This is a genomic window from Paenibacillus sp. ICGEB2008 (genome assembly GCF_000307675.1).
GTDB classification, from domain to species: Bacteria; Bacillota; Bacilli; order Paenibacillales; family Paenibacillaceae; genus Paenibacillus; species Paenibacillus polymyxa.
In genome coordinates, this window is sequence record NZ_AMQU01000026.1 from 306,115 (window position 1) to 320,107 (window position 13,993).

The 13,993-nt window shown below is 34.0% G+C and carries 20 protein-coding genes and 1 pseudogene; all 21 read right to left on the bottom strand.

Annotated elements, in window-relative coordinates; translation table 11 throughout:
- Positions 1 to 49: 49 nt before the first annotated feature.
- The 21 genes and pseudogenes from C400_RS0122170 to C400_RS0122275 all read right to left on the bottom strand — a co-directional run bounded on the left by C400_RS0122170 (position 50) and on the right by C400_RS0122275 (position 13,766).
- The gene (locus tag C400_RS0122170; protein WP_231124941.1) at positions 50 to 1,072 is read right to left on the bottom strand and encodes a phosphotransferase enzyme family protein; all 1,023 of its coding nucleotides are present in this window, start codon (positions 1,070 to 1,072) and stop codon (positions 50 to 52) included.
- Between the two features lie 18 nt (positions 1,073 to 1,090).
- On the bottom strand, positions 1,091 to 1,690 hold the full coding sequence (locus C400_RS0122175) for a YdeI/OmpD-associated family protein (RefSeq protein WP_017428244.1): 600 nt from the start codon (positions 1,688 to 1,690) through the stop codon (positions 1,091 to 1,093).
- 203 nt (positions 1,691 to 1,893) lie between these two features.
- The gene (locus C400_RS0122180) at positions 1,894 to 2,202 is read right to left on the bottom strand and encodes a hypothetical protein (RefSeq protein WP_128574153.1); all 309 of its coding nucleotides are present in this window, start codon (positions 2,200 to 2,202) and stop codon (positions 1,894 to 1,896) included.
- Positions 2,203 to 2,293: 91 nt separating this feature from the next.
- Positions 2,294 to 2,917, bottom strand: a complete 624-nt coding sequence (locus C400_RS0122185) for a class I SAM-dependent methyltransferase (RefSeq protein ID WP_017428246.1) — start codon at positions 2,915 to 2,917, stop codon at positions 2,294 to 2,296.
- 21 nt (positions 2,918 to 2,938) lie between these two features.
- Entirely contained in the window at positions 2,939 to 3,394 is a 456-nt protein-coding gene (locus C400_RS0122190) for a DinB family protein (RefSeq protein WP_017428247.1), read from the bottom strand.
- Positions 3,395 to 3,473: 79 nt separating this feature from the next.
- Entirely contained in the window at positions 3,474 to 3,692 is a 219-nt protein-coding gene (locus C400_RS0122195) for a GNAT family N-acetyltransferase (protein ID WP_017428248.1), read from the bottom strand.
- Positions 3,693 to 3,740: 48 nt separating this feature from the next.
- Positions 3,741 to 4,616 (bottom strand): annotated as a pseudogene (locus C400_RS0122200) (class I SAM-dependent methyltransferase).
- A 48-nt stretch (positions 4,617 to 4,664) separates the two neighbouring features.
- A complete protein-coding gene (locus tag C400_RS28170) occupies positions 4,665 to 5,162 on the bottom strand; it encodes a hypothetical protein (RefSeq protein ID WP_017428251.1) in 498 nt (165 codons plus the stop codon).
- A gap of 87 nt (positions 5,163 to 5,249) precedes the next feature.
- Positions 5,250 to 5,690: a hypothetical protein gene (locus C400_RS0122210; protein ID WP_017428252.1), complete on the bottom strand. Its 441-nt coding sequence runs from the start codon at positions 5,688 to 5,690 to the stop codon at positions 5,250 to 5,252.
- A 71-nt stretch (positions 5,691 to 5,761) separates the two neighbouring features.
- Positions 5,762 to 6,385: a hypothetical protein gene (locus C400_RS0122215; RefSeq protein ID WP_017428253.1), complete on the bottom strand. Its 624-nt coding sequence runs from the start codon at positions 6,383 to 6,385 to the stop codon at positions 5,762 to 5,764.
- 19 nt (positions 6,386 to 6,404) lie between these two features.
- Positions 6,405 to 6,983: a hypothetical protein gene (locus C400_RS0122220; protein WP_017428254.1), complete on the bottom strand. Its 579-nt coding sequence runs from the start codon at positions 6,981 to 6,983 to the stop codon at positions 6,405 to 6,407.
- Positions 6,984 to 7,119: 136 nt separating this feature from the next.
- Positions 7,120 to 7,644 carry a hypothetical protein gene (locus tag C400_RS0122225; RefSeq protein WP_017428255.1) on the bottom strand — a complete coding sequence of 175 codons (525 nt, stop codon included), beginning with the start codon at positions 7,642 to 7,644 and terminating at the stop codon, positions 7,120 to 7,122.
- Positions 7,645 to 7,956: 312 nt separating this feature from the next.
- Positions 7,957 to 8,226 (bottom strand): hypothetical protein, encoded by a 270-nt coding sequence (locus C400_RS0122230; protein ID WP_017428256.1) that lies wholly within the window; start codon positions 8,224 to 8,226, stop codon positions 7,957 to 7,959.
- A gap of 772 nt (positions 8,227 to 8,998) precedes the next feature.
- Positions 8,999 to 9,850 carry a phosphotransferase gene (locus tag C400_RS0122240; RefSeq protein WP_232795408.1) on the bottom strand — a complete coding sequence of 284 codons (852 nt, stop codon included), beginning with the start codon at positions 9,848 to 9,850 and terminating at the stop codon, positions 8,999 to 9,001.
- Positions 9,844 to 10,122 (bottom strand): hypothetical protein, encoded by a 279-nt coding sequence (locus C400_RS28175; RefSeq protein ID WP_017428259.1) that lies wholly within the window; start codon positions 10,120 to 10,122, stop codon positions 9,844 to 9,846. The genes C400_RS0122240 and C400_RS28175 overlap by 7 nt, the downstream gene beginning before the upstream one ends.
- A gap of 280 nt (positions 10,123 to 10,402) precedes the next feature.
- A complete protein-coding gene (locus C400_RS0122250) occupies positions 10,403 to 11,029 on the bottom strand; it encodes a hypothetical protein (RefSeq protein ID WP_017428260.1) in 627 nt (208 codons plus the stop codon).
- An 8-nt stretch (positions 11,030 to 11,037) separates the two neighbouring features.
- Positions 11,038 to 11,391: a toll/interleukin-1 receptor domain-containing protein gene (locus C400_RS0122255; RefSeq protein ID WP_232795409.1), complete on the bottom strand. Its 354-nt coding sequence runs from the start codon at positions 11,389 to 11,391 to the stop codon at positions 11,038 to 11,040.
- Between the two features lie 42 nt (positions 11,392 to 11,433).
- On the bottom strand, positions 11,434 to 11,880 hold the full coding sequence (locus C400_RS0122260) for a hypothetical protein (RefSeq protein WP_017428262.1): 447 nt from the start codon (positions 11,878 to 11,880) through the stop codon (positions 11,434 to 11,436).
- 206 nt (positions 11,881 to 12,086) lie between these two features.
- Positions 12,087 to 12,689 carry a DMP19 family protein gene (locus C400_RS0122265; RefSeq protein ID WP_017428263.1) on the bottom strand — a complete coding sequence of 201 codons (603 nt, stop codon included), beginning with the start codon at positions 12,687 to 12,689 and terminating at the stop codon, positions 12,087 to 12,089.
- Positions 12,690 to 12,813: 124 nt separating this feature from the next.
- Positions 12,814 to 13,227: a GNAT family N-acetyltransferase gene (locus tag C400_RS0122270; RefSeq protein WP_017428264.1), complete on the bottom strand. Its 414-nt coding sequence runs from the start codon at positions 13,225 to 13,227 to the stop codon at positions 12,814 to 12,816.
- An 89-nt stretch (positions 13,228 to 13,316) separates the two neighbouring features.
- Positions 13,317 to 13,766 (bottom strand): GNAT family N-acetyltransferase, encoded by a 450-nt coding sequence (locus tag C400_RS0122275; protein ID WP_017428265.1) that lies wholly within the window; start codon positions 13,764 to 13,766, stop codon positions 13,317 to 13,319.
- Positions 13,767 to 13,993: the final 227 nt, after the last annotated feature.

Here is a 13,993-nt window from a genome sequence, read left to right on the forward strand (position 1 = left end):
ATCTCTAGGTTGATTTCGGAATATAGTTATCATTAGCTTTTCATACTAATTAAAATATAGGGTTTAATTCCAACCACTTTTGAAGCAGTTTAATATCTTCATCTACATTCCTGATGACAGCAGAGTCTCCCCAAGTATTTGGAAGATAAGAAATGTATAGAGTGCCAATATTAAAAATTCTTCTGAAGGGAATAAAGAGGGCAATAGAATCTACTTCACTTTGGCTCATAGCTCTAACCTTGTTATATCCATTTAAGAATTGATATTTTCGTTCTTCTCTCTTTTTTAATTTCGTTTCGTCACATCCCATGCCAAATGGGAAAGCATACATAGATATGTCATATGCTCTCCATCCATTTCCACAGAAATCAAAATCAAAAAGGATAGGATTGCTGTTAGCGTCAACTCGGATATTCCCACTATATATGTCGCCGTGACATATACCATATTGCGGTCTTTCAACAGTTAAATACTCTAGTTTATCGCTCACATTCTTTGCAACTTCCTCTAAAAAATGCAGGTCAAAATCATGAATGGTTGAGAACTGTCTGATAGCATCCATAGAATTATCTATAAATGAGGCAGCATCTAGATTCCATCGTTTTTTTCCAAGCTCACATTTGTCCCAAGCATTATGAATTGTAGCGATATAACTACCTAATCTCTCGTTTAATTCAGCCGTTTCCGCAATTTGATTAAACTCAAGTTTTCCAACAGACGTATATAGCACTCCATACCTTATCCCATTTGCAGTGTTGAACTGTGAAATAAATTTTCCATCATGTCTTGTAACTGGTGTAGTGATTTCAATGTCTGATGATCTTAGGTGATTGAGCAAATCTACCTCTGCTTGTATTTCTTCCATGCTTCTGATCCCTTGACGGTATACCTTAAAGAAATACTCTTTTTCGTCTGCATTAACTCTATATATGTCATGTATGCCTCTATAAAATAACCGGCATTTAAGTAAGCCATAAGAAAAATATTCTCTTGAAATGTACTCACGAAGTGCATCGGCAGATAGTACAGATATCTCCAACGGAAAAAAATCCAAATAAATATCTCCCTTCAATTTTATTTCTCATCGAATTTATCGATCATTTAATCCCTTTCCTGCGAGAATGTCCTGCATACATTTTTCAATCCTCGATTCCCGAGTTTTAGATTGTTTGGGCGCAGCAAAATGCATAATGTATGCTCTTTGTCGTCCCGGCGTCAATGCAGCAAAAGCAGTTTTCAAAGCAGGATTTTCATATAATTTAGCTTGAAATTCTTCTGGAAAAATGAGTTCTGTATTCTTTTTAAAATCCACTTTCAAACCGGCTTTTTCCACTTCAACGGCTTCAATAATATAGGCTTTCAAGATGGTTTCCATCTCAACAATTTCTTCAACATTCGTGAACCGAATCTGCCGCCCTGCCTGCGTATCCTCCCCAGGTTTGATTAGAATACCATTGGGGTCTTTTAACAAAGCACCTTTGAAAAACATAAGCGCACAGTGTTCTTTAAAGCCTTGTATTATAGCTATGTTACTATTCTGAAACATGTAACAAGGTTTACCCCACTTCAGTTCTTCAGTGAGCTGGCAGTCAAGCATGATTGCTCTCAACTTCTCCATTTCCGCCTTCCATTTGTTCACTTTTCCTAAATACACATCAACCTTAGGATTCATTTCCTCTCTATTTGTCATGTTAGCTCCCCCCTTATGTTTTTGCTCATCATGTTTATGTATAAATATTTACAGAAAATCGATTTTCGATACGAATACAGAAGAAATCACGATATCAAGGGCAAAGCCGAAACGTATATTTTTTATTATACGAATTCAGTCAATCGAAGAATAGCCGTCACATTGCTATATTTATTATATGTTCACCTCATCCCATCTATAAATTACATAACCCAAACTTCTTCGTTCACTTCTCTTGTCTTTATTTTCTCACTCCAACTCATTATTCTTGAGAATTCTACCGCACCCAATACTCCCCATAGCAATGGAAAGAATAGAAATATGGCATTTACCAAAGACAATAATATACCCATCCCTACATCATCCATTGTTCTTATTGATTTAAAACAAATGTGCACCACTAGTGTCAGACTAAATAATCCCAAGCCTATAATACTTACTATTGGTTTGTCTTGCATTCTCATTTTTTTATTCCCTTCGGTTCCAATTACATATAACGATGCTGTATTCACGATGTCCTAGCGTTTTAGGACTAACAGTCCGGCTGCCACTTGCGGCAGTTAAGCGGTAGGGTGTGTCTGTTGAATTACTTCCCCGAAATAGCTATCCAATATTTTGAACAATTATATATCTTAATTCATATTCTTGTTGTTTTTCTGCATGTGTCAGATATTCTTTTATGGAACCAGTTTCTAATATATTCAAATCATTAAAATGTTCAATTAAATTTTCTTCAGTAAAGAAGTGAGCATATTTCCCTTTCTTGTATTCATATGTTCCTTCCTCAACTTTTCTACCCACGCCATTATTAAAATCGCGATCAGAAAAACACGTAAAATACATCACTCCCTGTCCCTTCAAATGTATCACACAATTCTGTATCAGTTTTTTTCGGTCTTCCAACAAAAATAAATGTAATAAATCATAACAATATATGCCGTCATACCTTTTGCTTGTACGAAACTCTAACACCGATTCTCGAATAAAATTCGTTTTTAAATCCCATTCTTTTGCTAGATCTATAGCTGAACTAGATATCTCAATTCCATCAACCTGAAAACAAGAAGAGAGCATCTTAGTATTTCTCCCATATCCAGCACCAGGAACCAATATATGATGTGCATTATTCTTTTTGAACAAATCTATAGCTTGCGTTACAGTTTGACTTGGTTCACAACCCCAAATCATTCCTTCTTCAGCAAACCTTTTGTTCCAATAATCTCTCATATTATTCACCTGCCTATATACTCACATAGCTCTTCTTTTAAGCTCATCAATCTGTCTTATATGATGTTGATCATGCCAGATAAAATCTCTTAGATAAGATATTACAGTAAACTTCCCGTCAGTATATTCTTTAGTAAACTTATCATCTTCCAAACTCTCTATGCTCTGCAATATCATGTTACGGTACTGAATAGTCATTTCAATTAATTCTTCCTTCGTTTTTGTTTTCCCATATTCAACAGTATCCTGATTAAATTGATTAAAATCAATATGTGTTAATGTCAAAGGCGTATTGTTTAATATCGGATGTATGGCTGCTTCATAAAAGTATTTATCCCACAGCAGTATATGACTTACGATATCGTGAACTGACCATTTATCTTCGGCAATCTTTATTTGCCAATCCATTTCACGAATCTCAGAAACAAAACATATCCATTCCTTGAACTCCTCTAGTAACTGCGACTTTTCATTCATGGTTTCCACACCCCTCTTTTCAGATTTGCGTTAGTTAGAATAACGTATTTGTATTCATGAACCCCAAAAGTGGGGTTTGCTAAAAATTTTTATGAATTCTATAATGATTATTTCTTTCAGCATCTATTTCTATCTCACCAACAAACTTAAAATCACTTTTTTGAATAACTCTATTGGATGGTCCATTCTCAAGTAATGCAATTGCATTTAACTCTTTAATCTCCGTATTTTCAAATAAATACTGAGTGTCTTTACATTCTATAGCCAGGCTATACGTGGAATTCTCTTTAGAGTGCATAGCGCTTCACCTTTGATTGTATTGGTATTATAATGATTTGCACTAATTTCATTTAACTGTACCAAAAGAAATCTTCATATTAGGCGCATATACTAACCAAGATTTATCACTGAACTCTTCAGAAAAAGTTGCTTTTGCTTCATATTGTTTTTGAGCTTCCATTTCGTTTAATCCTCTGGCCAATAAATTTTTGAATACCTCTGAAATATCATTAGGTTCTTGTCCCAAGCCTTCTTCTTTTAAAGAACTATAAAGCATGTTTTTACTTTCCGTGTCCATGTTCTGATCAAGAAAGTTCACCTTATCGCTAACCCTACACCCTACATTTCTTAAGCCTAGCTGGCTTAGCATGATCGGTATTTGGATGCCTATATTTCCGTCCTTAGCCGTACGCTTATGATCTCTCTCATATAACTCCTGTAGAATCCCTAACCGGATGACATCGCTTTGTTCAATTCCGTCTAGATAATAATTCGCCATATTACCAATCCAATGCGGTTCAAAACAGATAACCATTCCATTATCCTGGACACTATCAAGCATCTTTTGTAGAACACTCTTTGGATTAGGCATATGTAATAAAAAAGCATGACTGACTGCTATGTCATACTTCTTTTCTAATTCCACTTTTTCAATATCACACTCTACAAATTCAGCATTATAAGAGAGTTTCGAAAATATTTCATTGGCTTGCTTTATTAATTCCATGCCTTTGTCAATGCCAGTATATGTTGATCCATTTGGTAGCAATGGAAGAAGCTTTAGTCCCAAATATCCAAATCAGCATCCATAATCTACGATCTCTACAGGTTTATTTATCTTCCACACCTTTTGTATAAGAAATTCCAAATAATCATCGTTATAGTACAACCAGCGGGTATTTCTTAGGTAATCAATTTTAATGTCCCAGTAGTATTCAGACATAAAAATCCCCCTAGTTATTTTATTACGTCGCTTCTCCGATAACTTGCTCTAATGACTAAATTCCTTTCTAATCATGTCCTTCTTCTCATCTATTATTTCCTTTAACTTAATAGCCTCTTTTTCTGTTATTTCTCCATTTATTCTTTCAGCTTCTATTTCTTCTTTAATATCCTCTAATAAGGCCCTTGTCTGATATAACCTCAATCCAGTCCATTCAGAAATAAAAAAATCATCCTCTACCGTACCATCTAGATTGAAGATCAGCCTGTAATAACCTATATGATTTGTTCGATACTCGATTCTAATTTTCACTTCAACATACTCAAGATCTCTATTAATTGGGTCTAAATATTCCAAGCTCTTGATATGTAAGGAAACATCCTCTATTAAGATCTTTAAATAATCTTTATCATAATCCCAAAATAACTCATCAAATTGCTCAGGCTCCTCGAGCCTATAGTTATTTAAATTAAGCCAAAAAGCCTCTAATGCCCGACTTCTTATATTGTGTTTGTCTACCCAATCTCTTAGCTTTTTTACATCCATAAGATCCATCACTCCATAAAGTATTTTGCTGTATTTCAGATAAAGTTTCGTGGCCAAGGAAGCAAAAGCGACCACAGTGTGAATTACTTAATTCAATTTCCCTTTAGGCTCTACTCGAACTAGCACCTCTTCCATAGTCATCTCTGGGGTAATAATTATCGTTTTGTTTAGTTTTCGACTTAGGCTTTTTAGGAAGTTCATGAGTATATCTATTTTTTTCTCTGAGTCTATCTGTATTGGTGAAATATCAAATTCAATAACGCTTCCTTCATAAAAATGCCCACAAATATCAATTTCACTATATTCAATAGTTATCCCAATACTTGCTTCTTTTTTAATTCTTAACAATTCAGCAATATCCCTAATTCTTGTAATTAGCCCATCTATAGTCACTCGATAATTAATTTCGTTACTTTCCAAATACTCAAAAATTATAGCCCATATTTGGATGTCTGTATCCAATATATAAATGTCCCTTAGACTTCCATCTTTAAAGAATACTTCATTCGCTACTTCATCGTAATTCATGCAAACCTCCTAACACTCCGCGTTTCACCTAACGTGCTTATATTTCACGAGTCCTCACTATCTATTTGCTTCTAATCTTCGTTCATTCTATCTGCTCGTATCCAACTCATTTCCTCAATGTTTAATAATTCTTTAAACTCTTCTACTAATTCATGCTCAGATTCTAATTGTGTATAGTAACTATTATTTAAAATATCCTCTAATTGTTTTATTTGTTTATTATCCAGTTCAAAAAATCTAAATGTTTCTAAATTGCAATTTGTAAACTGTTTTGCTATTTTCTCATTGTATTCATTAGATCTCAGAACTTCTTCAATTAATTCAATTCTGATTTTGTCCCCTCTAGGGTCGACATATAAAAATTCAATGTGATCTTCCTCTGGATATCTTTCTTCTGCAAGCTTAATAATTGAAGTATCTAATAAAACATAAGATATATGAAGACTTGCTATCTCTTGTGAATTGTAAACTACACGGTATCCCCAACAGTGATCTTCAAAATTATAAAAATATAACACTGGGATTTTTTCTGAAATTTGAAATAGACTTTCCGGAATTTCTTCACTTTCTTCTGTGTCTTTGGTTATAAAAACAAACCATTTTTCATTTAAATCCTCCGCGTATACAGGATGATGCTCAAGAATTGCCTCTTTATATTTCAATAGTGATAAGCTTCCTGAAGTCAATTCACTCATTGTTTTGGCTCCTTTTTAGTCATACAAATTTATATTTTGTTAATTTATTTAATTCGATCACTTGTTCTTGATTAAAATAGCCCACTAGGCAGCCCTGATCTAAATTTGAAATATACAATTTCATGGATTGTTCAGTCTGTGTTAACTCATTAAATTTCTTGAATATCTCCATATCCAACCAATCATCCTCTACTTTCATTTCCCATCTTATAAATTCATTCATATATTCAAAGGAGACCCATACTGTGCTATTCTGAATATCTACGTAATCCGTTATCTTATTTAAATTAAGTTTTGTCATATTCTCTAATCGCATTATTACTCTTACATAATCTCTATGATCCTCAATACATTCCGTATCCAGATACCAAATTTTATCAGATACATTTATAAATTCATCATTTACTACAACTTCTCCACCTAAAGTAAGTAGTAGCAAGTTGTAGGGATCTTCTTCATATTCACTTTTTGAAGTTTCTTCTAAAAGTAATTCTTTCTTTAAACCTGCCCTCATAAAAATACCCAATTCAGAAAGTTGGTTTAGTTGTTTTTCAAATATTGTCTTCTTTTTCTTAAATAAACCAAACAGCTTGAACACCTTCTTTTTATGGTTTGCGTCCTTTTCCTATAACGCTACTGTGTTCATGAAGCTTGCCAGGGGTTGTCAGATCTGATTGCAGACCGAAGCTCCGAAGGGGCACAGCTCGTATATATTATGTTATCTGATGTTGCTACTACTTAGAATTAGCATTCAAATTATTAATCTGTTGTGTATTTTCTATTCTTAGTTTTTCTATGTGTTCATTAATTATATTTTGTCCTTCAATTGAATTAAGAAATTCTCTGACCTCATTATCTATTGCCCTTCTCCTATTATACAAAATGGATTGTTCTTTTTCGGTTTTAAACCCAATTAGTGTAATTGCTATACCCAAGCTAATTAGTGTAAAAGCGTCGCTAAAAGTATTAACTTCTTTGACAGAAATATTGATCTTTATATTAGGTAAAACGATTATAGCAATCACCGCACATCCAAGAAATATAGAACGTAAACTGAATAAAAATTTACTTAGCATTAATCCTTTCTTTATCCATATGCATTCAACAATAAATTCCAGCAAGTCATATAAAATAAGAAAGAACGCTGCAATTGAGATATATAACAACCATTTTCCAGTAGCATTCATAAAAGGGGTTAATCTTAATACTGATAAAATAATAAAACCAACTCCAGTTATCTTAGTAAAAGTTGTGGTCAAGATACTCTCCTCCTATTATACCTTTTAGGCTTTAATAATCGCAGATAACGTTCTTGTATCTACAAACTCTCACTGGCTTAAGTGACCCAGCCTTGGCCGTGATGCAGTTAGGCAGTGGTTTGGCTGCCTGTATCCGTTTCTACAGAATACCTCGGGCAGACCAAGAGAGTGTTATTCACAAAGCGTAAATACGTTGTTATCTGATGTATAATCTTCTTCAAATACTCTCTCTAATATTGTGTTCTCTGTGTTGTTGACTCCTTTAACCATTCTTTTAATCCATCTGTACTTATATAAATATCAGTTCCAATTCTAATAAGGGGAAAACATCTTACCAGAATATGAACCAGTAGTCTTTAATATAGTCTCTTCACTAAATATGATTGTTTTTACTTGGGGTTCAGTTATATTCAAGTATTCAGCTGTTTCTTTGATTGTCATTAGTGGTTTATATTCTTTTTGATTTGTTCCGTCTTTATTTAGCTCTTTGTCTCCAGTATGACTAATAAACAAGCCACTAATAACAATTGATAAACCTAATATGAAAGAACTAATTATTGTACTTAGATTTAGTCGCTTCATTGGCCTTCCCTCCTATAAATAAAAATTAACCATTTAATCGTATTTCAGATAACGTTTCTGCATTAATGAGCCCGTCAGGGGTCATCTGCTAAAATCCCTCTTTGAGATAAATCTCATTTGGCAGACTCAGGTCGAAGCGTGAATTATTGTTATCAGAAGTTCATTTCTTCCGAAATACTCCCTAGCTGTTGACTCTATATATTCTTTATTCTACTTTTTTTGTATTATTCAAGTCGATCTGTTGCATGCAACTCATTATTAAAACTACCAATAAAGAAATTATAACTTCCCATTTCAATATTAATAATGTTTCTGAATCAGGATGCAATATACTTTGAGAGGATAGCCCCCAATTCATGTAGTTTAGGGCATGTGATAGTAATGTTGAAATTGGTATTAATATCCAGTTCTTTATAAAGTAATAATTGTTATGATCTTTATTGAACCATCCATTAATGACTACCAAACAAAAAGGAATAATTATGGTTGTTCCCATTGCAGAAAAAAAAAGTAACAATCCATAATTCTTCAAAAACATTTATCAGCATCCAAATAGGAAACAAAGTTAGATGAAATATAACTATTGGCAATATGTTAATGGTAAAAAGGTTTCTTCGTATTATTGCAACTAGTTTTGTAATTTCTATATCCCTCTTTCTATTGTGTTTTGAGGACTAGAGAATTTCTGATAACGTTTTTGTACCTACGAACCCGAGAGGCTTAAGTTGCAATAGGGCTAACTCTTCAAATACAGACAGGGCGTAGGTGCACATTAATTTTTTATAATAATTTGTAATTTGTCTATAACTTCATTCCGATCTTCACCGTTTACTTCACATACTCGAGCTGCTAAAGTTGGTGCCATCCATTCCTCAAGGAAATTGGGATTCATTCCAGATAGCATTAAATACTCTCTTAGATACTCTCTATTAAAAAATTCACGATATTCTCTCTTAATTAGCCAACCGGGAGCATTAGACGGTAGTGCATGTGATTGAATCATCATTGAAGTTCTAGTAACATCTGCCGCTTGATTACCAACCAAAACATTCATCCAATCAATAATTATAGGTCCCTTGGATGAAAGGATGATGTTGCCGGGATGAAAATCATAATGACAAAGTGCATTACCTCCAGGCAATGTATTAAGCACATTTATAACTATTTGCTTCTCATATTCTTTAATCACTTCAGCAGTATTAATTTTGTTGGTTAATTCAGTTTTTAGATTTGAGTTCATTTTGATCTCAATGTTATGCAATTCAAAATGAAGTTGCGCCATTAGCTTAGCATAATGAGAAATACTTAATTTCGTTGGATCTATTTGTTTTAGCATTGTTGGCCCATCAATTTTCTCATAAATAAGACACGACGTGCCCTTATACTCCAACAGGCCAGAATAATTAGGTGCTCTAAGATTTAAGTTATTTATAATCTCGGCATTTTTTGCTTCCTTTTTTGCCTCGTGCATTGAGTGGCTCTGATTATGAAAAATCTTTATTACTTCGGTTTTCCCCCATTCATAGACACTTGCAGTATTACCAATACCAAGTAATTCACCTATCATAATTTGCCCCTTTCTTCGAACAACAGGACGTTGCGTTTGCTCTCTCCAAATTAACATTCCAACGCTTTGCTTGCTTCTGTTAATTCATCATTGGCCTCTAAATATTTTAATATTTTTTCAATATCATCGTTTTCCATTGTTTTCGTTATAATTAGATGTTTAATATTAAATCCTGGTATTTCCATTTCTATATTAAAGTGATTTACTAATTTTTGAGGGGTTGTCACCAAACTCCATCGTTCACTTCCATCTGAAAAAGTAAGGGTCACCTCCACCAAATCAAACTCCTTTGGATCATCATCAAACTTCCATTTTTCTAAATAAGGCACTTCAATATTTCCTTCAATAAAATGAGCTTTTGATATCCATACTGCTTTTCCATGGTTTCCAATAATTCTATACTTGTCCCCATCTTCTTTTTTTTACGATGTATTTATTGCCTCTTGTAAGTGCATGAGCATAAACGCCTATACTCAAACAAGTTATGATTGGTCCCTCCATCAATTCACTTCCATACTGTATTTAATTTAATGAGGTTTCGCATAACGTTTTGTGGATCAAAAGTTGCCAGGTTTGAAGTGTAAATACAATGTTCTTGACTTTTTGAATCTAAAAGAGTTTATCTCCCTTATACCAATTAAATTTACTTATTAATTCTTTTGCAGCTTCATGTATTTCATCACCTCTTGAAAACCTTTGCGTAGAATGTTCAGATTTTTCATTAGAGACACCGTACTGTTTTTTGAATTCTTCCATCAATCTCCATACATACTCATCACATGCATCAACTGAATTTCCTACATACAAATCAAAATCGGTTACTCTCAAATGGTTCGGATTATAAGCTTCCTTAAATGTAGCCATATAAGCGTTTTTATCTCCAACTAATTTAATAGAGATTGATTTCTTTCCAGTTTCAGTCCGTGTATGGAGTGTAATGGAATATTCATTAGCTGTTCCTCCGACCCAAGTTGACCAGTTATAATCAACAGCTCTATCAACTAGCGTTGTTACCAGATTTTCAAATTCTATTATCTTAAATTTCCTCCAATTAACCTTTCTAGACTTAGTAAACTTTCTCCAATTATCTTGGGTGATCGCTTCTGTCTCTTCAATGCCAAATATACTTGCTAATTCGCTGAACCCTTGCTCGTAATTTGTTCTAAAGTCAGCAAACTTTCTATCTGAATAAAAAAAGAGGGATACTACATTCCCTATAATAAATGGGCAAAACAAATACTTTTCTAAGTTGCATTTGTTTTGCCCATTGCAGCACCTAATTCACTTTTCACCCATTCTGAGCTTAGCGCTTCAGGTGATAAAACAATTCCAAGATATTCATTTTCACGAATTCCCTCTTCGATTCGCCATGTAATTGATTCCCCCATCTTTATTTCCCACTTATCAAACCAAACATTGACACCAATTCGTTTTAAATCCCTAGCTAATTTTTCAACAAATGGTTTATCAATACTAGTATGACTCAAAAAAATACTAGACAAATTAACCTTCCTCCTTTTAATAAATTCAATTTTCGTTCCTGTATCTATATATCCCAAGGATTTTTTTGGTAAAATCCCACCTCGAAATCCACCCACAGACCAAGGTATGATGTCTTTGCTTCTTCGAAGCAGTGTACATTATTGTTTTTCTAATATTCCAAAAGTATCATGAATGACTCTTTCATAGTTTGCCCATTCAAAATAAAAGGGACCTATATTTATTGGTTTGTTCTCATGCTCCAATTTGAAATCCTTCCATATTACAATTTCTTCTTCCCTGTCAATTTTCACTGAGATATAACCACACTCTTCATCTCCACACCAAGGACATACAAGTATTGGATATCTATAGTACATATCCTCATGTGGTTTCTTTAGTAAAAAGTATTGAATCATTTCTTTTTGTTGATCTTCGCTTCCCCATCCTAAGGATGGAACAAGATCGTGTTTCTTGAGCATTTGGTAAAGTGATCTTCCATCAATAATTAAATCTGCAAACTTTGTGTTTTTATTTCCATCTTGTTCTGGGTCAAATTCATCATATCGGCTGGAAAGTTTAGTTTGTAGAGTGTTTATCGTTGTCATTGGTTTCTCTCCTTGTTGATTATCTAGATTTCACATAACGTTCTTGTATTCACGAACCCTCACTGGCTTAAGGACCAAAGGACTGGCGTGATGCGCTTAATCAGTGCAGGATTGTTCTGATGCACTTCATCAAGGCCTCGACTGGACCAGGGAATTCATGATGCCCAGCGATCCCGGGTTAGATAATACCAACGCACTTCTGCGAATTACTTACGAACATCCTTAAGCTCTTGCAACAATACAATCCAGTTATCAGAGAGATAACCAATTAAGTAATCAAAAATATCTCTATCTATTGAATATATGTACAGTCCATCGGCCAATTCTTTAATTCTTTCAAGCAGCCATTTATTAATTTCATGTCTCTCTTCAAATGGTGTAACTTGATATTGTTCTAATTTTATTTTTCCATTAAGATTAATACCTTCAATAAGATCCCTTATTCCCTCCATAATAGACGAATCTTCTTCCGCTCTAATTAGCTTTAAAGCAGCAATTGTTCCATTCAAGTACTTTCCAGTGGCATTTTCCAGAAATCCGAAAACTCCATTCATTGATAATTCTGTATCAAAATCTATTAACAAAATAATAGTCCGCAAAGATTCTGGTACCTCATAAATTATGCCTCGTATTGAGCTAGCCTCTTCTCCGTAGATAACACTACCCATGTGTTCCACAAGATCTGTAGCCGAAAAGTTATTATGGGGCGGAATTAATAGCTTTATAACATGATTTAGGGTGCTCATCATATTCACCTTGATTTCATAGTTTTGGTTTCGCATGGTTTCGTCTAATATTTCTGTATCCATGAACCCAAAGGGGGCGTCTGCTGAAATCTCTCTTCGAAACCCAACTCACAGACCTAGGCCCCATTGGAGACGCAGCTTGAATATTATATTTTAAAGGTCACTTCCTTCAATGATTTCCTCAACGTTAATTTTGGTTCAACTCCTTTGTCAGTATTATTTCCAGAGGTTCGTTCTCAAGCATTAAGCATCCAGCATCTCTATATCCAAGCTTCCTATAAAAATGTTGAGCTCCTTCATTCGACTGTGTTGAGGTCATGACCATCTCAAATCCCTTTTGTTTCATTAATTCCTCCCAATACTGGACAACTTTTTTACCAATGCCTGTTCCTCTGTACTCCTCATCTATCCATATCATATTCATAAATGGTGTGTTGTCCCAAAAAAACCCGTATCTCATCCAACCTATTTCTTGATTGGATTCTCTAATTATTAGAATTTCATTTTCTTTTATTTTTGGTCTTATCAGTGTTTTATGTATGTGCTTGTCTCTTAACGAGATATACTCATAATCTGATTCAATGGCAAAATCAATCTTCATTGTAAATCCTCCCTTTCATGCTTTTCATTAAATATCTTCTTGGTAACACTTAGCACTGATGTATCATAACGTTTGTATATTACATAAGTTTATAAAGTCTTTTTAAAAATGTATAAGTCACCTTCTTCTCTAACCTTAATAAACCCACCCTTTGAATAAAAGTGATGATTCTTCACACTCCAGCTAGGAGTATCCAGCCACCATTCAGTGCTATCTGGAAATTCACTTTCAATTTTCTCCATCACCTTCGTTCCGATTCCTTGATTTTTAAAATTTGGATCAATAAAGATCCTTCCTAGATTATGCACTCGATTACATTCTACAAATATCATAGCTCCCCCGATTATTTCTCCATTAAAGAGTACCTTGAAATATTCGCAATTTTGCATCATTTCTTCTTGCCAACTTATGGAATCATATCCTATGGGCCCAACGCTTCCGTTAATATTAAAATGCTTTGATTCATCCTCAAAACTGGCCTTTTGTATTTCAGCAAGTTTTTGTGCATCATTTTTTCTAGCTTTTTCTAATGTCAGCACCCAACATACCTCCATTATTTTCTATTTTTTATTTTTTCTTGCACAGGTTTCGTCTAACCTTCCCATATTCATGACCCCCAAAGGGGTTGTCTGCTGAAATCCTCCTCGAACTCCATCCCAGCAGGTCAAGGCTCTGTGAGAATTCTTAAGCTTGAATATTATGTTATCAGAAGTTACCGAACTTCTTCATTATGCATTCAAAATCAATCTGCAATTTTTTGACTCCA

Coding starts and splice junctions, on each gene's coding strand:
- C400_RS0122195 (WP_017428248.1), bottom strand. CDS start 3,692: ATGCACTCTAAAGAGAATTCCACGTATAGCCTGGCTATAGAATGTAAA.
- C400_RS0122260 (WP_017428262.1), bottom strand. CDS start 11,880: ATGACAACGATAAACACTCTACAAACTAAACTTTCCAGCCGATATGAT.
- C400_RS0122185 (WP_017428246.1), bottom strand. CDS start 2,917: ATGAGAGATTATTGGAACAAAAGGTTTGCTGAAGAAGGAATGATTTGG.
- C400_RS0122175 (WP_017428244.1), bottom strand. CDS start 1,690: ATGACAAATAGAGAGGAAATGAATCCTAAGGTTGATGTGTATTTAGGA.
- C400_RS0122270 (WP_017428264.1), bottom strand. CDS start 13,227: ATGAAGATTGATTTTGCCATTGAATCAGATTATGAGTATATCTCGTTA.
- C400_RS0122210 (WP_017428252.1), bottom strand. CDS start 5,690: ATGAATTACGATGAAGTAGCGAATGAAGTATTCTTTAAAGATGGAAGT.
- C400_RS0122240 (WP_232795408.1), bottom strand. CDS start 9,850: ATGTTAATTTGGAGAGAGCAAACGCAACGTCCTGTTGTTCGAAGAAAG.
- C400_RS28170 (WP_017428251.1), bottom strand. CDS start 5,162: ATGGATGTAAAAAAGCTAAGAGATTGGGTAGACAAACACAATATAAGA.
- C400_RS0122215 (WP_017428253.1), bottom strand. CDS start 6,385: ATGAGTGAATTGACTTCAGGAAGCTTATCACTATTGAAATATAAAGAG.
- C400_RS0122190 (WP_017428247.1), bottom strand. CDS start 3,394: ATGAATGAAAAGTCGCAGTTACTAGAGGAGTTCAAGGAATGGATATGT.
- C400_RS0122230 (WP_017428256.1), bottom strand. CDS start 8,226: ATGAAGCGACTAAATCTAAGTACAATAATTAGTTCTTTCATATTAGGT.
- C400_RS0122265 (WP_017428263.1), bottom strand. CDS start 12,689: ATGGATACAGAAATATTAGACGAAACCATGCGAAACCAAAACTATGAA.